The sequence below is a fragment of the Sphingomonas sp. genome (genome assembly GCF_051962185.1).
Classification (GTDB): domain Bacteria; phylum Pseudomonadota; class Alphaproteobacteria; order Sphingomonadales; family Sphingomonadaceae; genus Sphingomonas.
This window is the reverse complement of sequence record NZ_JBQCCN010000187.1, coordinates 1-5,565: the sequence shown is the minus strand read 5'-3', so window position 1 is coordinate 5,565 and position 5,565 is coordinate 1. Positions and strand designations below refer to the sequence as shown.

The following is a 5,565-nucleotide window of genomic DNA, read 5'->3' as shown; positions in this document are numbered from 1 at the left end:
ACCGCGGCCGCGGACTTCCCCGGCTCGGTGGGGCGCGGGCCGGCGGGGGGTTCCTTCGGGGCCGCGGGGGGGGCGGGCAATGGGGAGGGGTGAATGGCCATGATCGGGGCCGCTGCGGACTGGCAGATTTCGGTCGGTCATCGCTGAAAGCTGCCGTCTTTCGCACATCAGTAAAGTCATTCTTTGAGACAGGCGGCGGTCAACCGCGTCGGGGACGACGGCGTCCACCGTTCCTATCAGCAAGTGGAACGCTTTCTGAGGCGGTCACACGCCGACCCTTATCTTCCGGCTGACGATCCTATTCGCATCAATCTACTCTGACTCAGATATAGTGCCGAAACGGGAGCGGCGGCGCGGTGACTGTATGCGGTGACGCCATGAGAATCTCGCCAACGCGGTCAGCGAATTTGAGCGTCACGGGCAAGGCGCTCGCGAAATCGCAAGCGTTATAGTTGACCTTCGTGAGGGCGAGGATGTCACCGAGCACTTCCACGATATCGCCCTCGCCGTGCGTGATATCGATGGTTAACGGCTTGGGCGTCTCGAACCCCTGATAACCGGAGAGCCGCGGCACGAAGCCGCGCGCCCAGAGATAGCCGGATCGTTCGCCGACGGTCAGCGCGGTGCCGCGCAACACTGGCGTCGATGCGTTGGGCCGGAATAGGCGGACATCATCCTGCTGCTTGATCCGGACCCCGACCAGTTGAGTCTCGGGCGGCACCGCGCTCGAGAAGCCCTCCCATTCGTCCTCTGAGAAATGATGACGGCCGTGGATGAACAACTGGGTCGGGGGGCTGCCATGCTTCAGTTTGTAACCCGCAACCACCGAAGTCATCAAATCGGCGGCCGCATTTTGCGATAGATGATATTCCTTGCGCTCGTCGGAATACCAAGGACCGAGCGCGCCGCGGAAAACGAGACCGTCGCCTGAATTGAGGAACATCTGCGCGGCGCAACAAGCCTCGCCGGTCGCGGCGGGGGTATCGTCATTCTTGAAAACCAACCCGACATAACAGACGCCCGGGCGGACCTGTGCCAGCGCCCAAGGCTTGGCATCCATCTTAAAGTAGAGCGTCGTGCAGAAATTCCAGGCGACGGTCGCTTCGTCTTGGAGCCCGCGACGCCGGTCGTTGGCGATGTTGAGGCTGCGATCCACCAACGTGCTTTCCAGGATGAGCTGGAGGATGATTCCCTCCTGGAGCAGTTCGGCCTTCAACTGGTGGTGGAAATTGTTCGAGAAGAGGTAGGTTTCGGCATCCTTGACCGTGTCGGGAAACAGATCGCCGCCCTGTTGGAAGAAGCGCTTGGCATCCTTGAACGAGGTGATGTCGGAGGCCGTGCGTTCATCCTTGGGAGGCGGTGCGACCTGCGGACGGCCATAGCGATAGACAATGTCGGGCACGACGACGAGCCAGACGTCGGGACGGCGCTCCTCGGCGCGGATATGGGCGCGGATTGCGTTGGCGAACAAAAGGACGGTCGAGCGCACCGCATCGGCGCGATTACTCTTCTTGATGCAATGGTCGATGTCACCGCCCTTAAGCGCCAATTCGACCATGCCGCGCGTCGGCAGTACGATGCCGAAACAGGCCTCGAAGCCGGGCCACGCAGGTGCCCATAGGGCCGGCTTGCCGTACTTGTCGACTTTACTGGGGATGTAGCGTCCAATCCGTTCGAGCCAGCGTCGCGACAGACCGACTCCGTTTTCGGTGCCGATCACCCCCAGTCGAACCTGGGATCGCCCGTCAGGGCCTTCGAGCGGCCCGAACAGAAACAGCCCGTCCTTGGGCGCCTCCATATGCTGGCCATGCCCGAACTCCAACAAGGGCTCGGGGATGCGATGGGTCGCAATACTCATGCCGCGACCTCCTCAACGGGATCATCGCCATCAAAGTTGGTATCGAAATCCTCCGACAAGGTGATCTGGCCGGCCTCATCCTCTTCAGCCTGGCGGTCCTCCTCAGCGGCGAAGCTAACAGGGAAATCGAACGTCATCGGCAGGCTCGAAATCGTCAGGCGCTCACCCGATGCCGCGATGTCGAGAATTTCCTGACTCTCGGCGAGCCATCCCATCGCCGCGAGCAGCATGTCGCGCCATTTGTCGTTGAACCAAGACCGGGTCAGGCGCAGTCTTATTCGCTGCAATTGTTCGCCGGGCAGCGGGGTGTGACCGTCGGTCGTCACCGCGACGTTGGCGTGGACACGAAAGAGCGCGTCGGGCCACAGCTTGGGCTGCGCCACCAGACAGAGATGCCAGCGCCGCTCTTTGAACTTGCCGCTCAGTACGCGATCGATGCGATGGCCATCGGCAAGCTTCAACTTAACCTTGCCGTCGATTAGTCCATCCGGAAAGAAACGGCCCCGCGCTCCGGAGGCGAAGTCGACCGCTACCAGGCCCAAGCGGTGCATCGCCCCATCCCAATGCTGGCGCATGAGGTTGACAACGATCCGCCGCGCATCGGCACGCTGGCCGAAGTGACGACTGTACGTACCATCGATTACACCGTTGAAAGGCAGACTGGCACGTGCCTTCAAGGGCGGTGCATGCTTGTCGAGCCGTTCGATGGCGTCGGGACCGCAGAACGCGATCGCGCCGCCTTCGTGAAGCACATGCGGCACGCGCGTAAACTGGCTCCAGGCGTCGAGCTGGGCGGTGGTGCCCTTCGCCTCCATAACCCAGACGTCGGGGCGCCCCCTGAGCTCAAACCAGTTGCTGTAGAGGATCTCGGGCGTTTCGGTGACGAGCTTTCGGCCCTCTTCCTGCGCGGCGACGATCATCGCCAATTGTTCGGCATCGGGATGCGCGACTTTGACTATCCCGGCGGTGTCGAGCGTTTCGAACAGGGGCTCGAGGCAGGCCGCCCAATTGGGATAAGCATTGTGTGCGTTCTGGCGCAGGATCTCTGTCGGAAAGTCACCGAAATCGATATTGGCGACGCGGACCGGGACCATGAATTCGGGATCATTTAGCTTGCGACGCACGACGTCGCCAAGAGCCAGTTCCTTCTTCACGCCCTGCTTGCCGATATGTTCGGAAACGACGACGATCTGCTTGATCGCTTCGTGGCGCAGCACATGCTCGATTTTGTCCCAGAAATCGTCACCGCCGCGCAGCGCGCCGACATCGACCCAGACCTTGTATCCGGCGATCGTCAGTCGCCCCGCGAGCCAACGCGCGAAGCGATTGTCTTCGGGGTTTGCGTGGGTGATAAGGATGGTGTCGCGCGAGACGGCAGGAGCGATCGTCATCAGCGGAGTCTATCCGCCGCGACGCTAGCTGAGAAGGTCGCAGGCGGGCTTATCCACCAAAAGCGTCACCCAATCCGAATATATCCGAGACTCGTGCAGTGCCGGGGCGCCACGGCAGTTTCGAGATATCAGCTTCGATATGCTTCACGATCGCGCGCATGTCATTGTAGAACTAATGGCTGCTTTCGGGAAAGTCAGCTGTGGCCGTCAACGTGTTAAAGTTGGGGCGCTATCCGTCTCACAGAGCGCGATACTTCAATACAATCCTTCAAGCGGCGGACACGACGCTGCCAACGTCGCGTAGAGTAAATCGTTTGTCTCGAGCGGAAACAGGTCGGTATCAACGAGTCCCGTCCTTGGCTCGGTTGAGCCGAGTGTGATCCGCGCAACGATCATGTTGCCGTAGAAATTCTGATTGCGATTGGTTGCGCCCTTTATGAAGCCGGCCTTCTGTCGTTCAAGCCGAGGCGGTTGCTCGCAGCGCCAGCCGTCGGTCCCCCAAAAGAGCTCGGCACCGTGATCGTAAAAATCGCCGCGGCTTTCCGCGAAAACGTAGATCACCCTCCCGGCTTGGGGCGGGGCACAACGCATTTTACCATCTACCATGCTCGCTTGGGTAAAATAGAGCGCGACGTCGAGGTCGTAGGTCAGGTCCAATAGCGACGTGTAATACCCGTATTGCTGCATCGTGATCGCAAATTGCCGGCGCTTCATAGACAAGAAAAACCATTGCCTCAGATCGTCGACCTCGTCTGGCCAAGGGAGATGCGGCGGATCGCCAACTTCGACCGGACTCAGCTGAATCTTAACCATCAGTTCGGCGAAGCGTTCGTCATTGGGATCGCTAAGAATATCGTTGAGCAGCGGTAAGAAGCGTTCATCATGTGCGAACCAGTGCGCGTTCTGGAGCATCAGCCAGATCATGAATGGTTTCTTCCACCAGTGGTTCGGCCCTACCCAGGCAAATCCAAAGTTCATTTTCTCGGGATTGCTCTTGGCGTAACGTTCGAGTGATGGCGTCAGCGATGGCAGCGACCGGCCATATAGCCGATGCGATAGCGCCTTGTCGCGTACCCACGGGTATTCGCGTCGCTGACCGCGCAGCCACAATCTTTTGACAGGGAGTTGGCTGCAGAAATGGTCCGTTAGGTCAGCAATATGCTTTTCGAGTTCGTCGCGGCTATCCGCCTTTAGCTCAATTGGCGGCACGATCGGAAAATCGATCTCCTCGCCCCCCCTTACTGCCGGAACGAAATGCGGCGTCTGCTCCAAGGTGCCTTTTTTGTTCGAGGCAAACGCGAGGAGCTCCTGCGCTTCCATGAAGTTGTTCGACGACGGGAGATCGAGAACTAATTCGGCGCCTCCAACCGCCACCCGGTAGCGCCAGCCAGTGGCAGTGTCGACGAGCATTGGTTCGGCATTGAGATCACCGTATTCTGGCACCCACGGGCCATGCAAACCCTTCGGTTGGTTGTAGGGGTCGCGATCCATCGTCCCGAATGGCCGCAAGCCAAACGCCAAGAGGGACGTCGCACGAATAGGGTCCCGGACTAGCTCCGCCATACGTTGGACCTCAGCCGGGTGCGGCGAAGGCGAATAATTTGTCCAGCTGATCGGGTCGTCTTGGGTATCGCCGAACATCGCGCATCCTCGGTGTCAAACGCGATCGGGGTGCGAGAACCTGCATTTTTGGAACACGCGCCGATGCCGTCCGCCCAAAAACAGATATGCTCATCGGTAACCGATCCGTCGGGCCCGTTTGCGATAAGGCGAGACTTGCACGGCGGCAACGCGGCGACACACCCATCTTGGCGCTCAGAACGCGATCAGCGTTCGCGAAGCCCTGCGGTTGCCGCGATCGGGCAACGCCTACGCCGGTACAACTACCGCTTTCGGGGTCGCTCGCGGTCTAGCTGAACGGCCGAAATGGAGCGCATTGTCGACCGACAGCTCATGCCCGAACCTTTCAGCCCCAGCCCCCAACCTTGTCCCCTCCCTGACAAACGCATTCACAGGCTGTTCAACCCGCGCTCTCTATGCGACCAGCCATGGTGATGTACGCGTTGCTTGCTTTGACCCTGACCCCGACGGCGATTTCGGCGGCTGTCGAGCCGTGCCTGCAGCGCGATCAGCAGCGTGCCTGGGAAGCGCGGCGCGAGGGGCGGATCCTGCCGTTGCCCGAAATCGAGCGCCGCGTGGTGCCGATGATGCGCGGCGCGCAATATCTCGGGCCGGAGCTCGATCCCGACAGCGGCATTTACACGCTCAAGTTCCTGCGCAATGGAACCGTCATCTGGGTGCGGGTCGACGGCCGTT

General features: G+C 60.3%; 4 protein-coding genes. 1 reads left to right on the top strand and 3 read right to left on the bottom strand.

Annotated features, from left to right (window positions below; genetic code table 11):
- Positions 1-322 precede the first annotated feature (322 nt).
- From ACTHJR_RS11670 to ACTHJR_RS11660, 3 genes are all read right to left on the bottom strand, one after another.
- Positions 323-1,798, bottom strand: coding sequence for an argonaute/piwi family protein (locus tag ACTHJR_RS11670; protein WP_440523366.1), 1,476 nt, complete (start codon positions 1,796-1,798; stop codon positions 323-325).
- Positions 1,799-1,854: 56 nt separating this feature from the next.
- Positions 1,855-3,249, bottom strand: coding sequence for a toll/interleukin-1 receptor domain-containing protein (locus ACTHJR_RS11665; protein WP_440523365.1), 1,395 nt, complete (start codon positions 3,247-3,249; stop codon positions 1,855-1,857).
- A 255-nt stretch (positions 3,250-3,504) separates the two neighbouring features.
- A complete protein-coding gene (locus ACTHJR_RS11660; protein WP_440523364.1) occupies positions 3,505-4,890 on the bottom strand; it encodes a hypothetical protein in 1,386 nt (461 codons plus the stop codon).
- 413 nt (positions 4,891-5,303) lie between these two features.
- Here ACTHJR_RS11660 and ACTHJR_RS11655 point away from each other — a divergent pair.
- On the top strand, positions 5,304-5,565 hold a 262-nt coding region (locus tag ACTHJR_RS11655; RefSeq protein WP_440523363.1), incomplete at its 3' end, for a hypothetical protein.

Coding starts and splice junctions, on each gene's coding strand:
- ACTHJR_RS11670 (WP_440523366.1), bottom strand. CDS start 1,798: ATGGAGGCGCCCAAGGACGGGCTGTTTCTGTTCGGGCCGCTCGAAGGC.
- ACTHJR_RS11665 (WP_440523365.1), bottom strand. CDS start 3,249: ATGACGATCGCTCCTGCCGTCTCGCGCGACACCATCCTTATCACCCAC.
- ACTHJR_RS11660 (WP_440523364.1), bottom strand. CDS start 4,890: ATGTTCGGCGATACCCAAGACGACCCGATCAGCTGGACAAATTATTCG.